Source organism: Chryseobacterium sp. SIMBA_028, assembly GCF_046535285.1.
Classification (GTDB): domain Bacteria; phylum Bacteroidota; class Bacteroidia; order Flavobacteriales; family Weeksellaceae; genus Chryseobacterium.
The window spans coordinates 1-245 of sequence record NZ_JAWRWZ010000696.1; the positions used below are offsets into that span (position 1 = coordinate 1).

At 35.5% G+C, this 245-nt stretch carries 1 pseudogene; it reads right to left on the reverse strand.

The window, feature by feature from the left end:
- A pseudogene (locus tag SCA31_RS25035) lies at window positions 1-245 on the reverse strand (MFS sugar transporter); the annotation flags it as partial.

Genomic DNA, 245 nt, shown 5'->3' on the forward strand with positions numbered 1-245 from the left:
TAAGAGGATTTTTATTGGCAGCTTTACCCCCAATCAGATTTCCTAAGGCGATGGCAATTCCATAGACTAAGAGAATAATTGTAACCACAGATTCTTTAAATCCTGTAATTTCCTGTAAAATGGGTGATAAATATGTAAAAAACACAAATGTTCATCCATATCCCATGGCTGTCATTAAGAAAGCAAAGATCAGACGTTTGTTGGCTAATACTTTCACCTGTTGTTTTAAGGATGCGGTTTTTCCT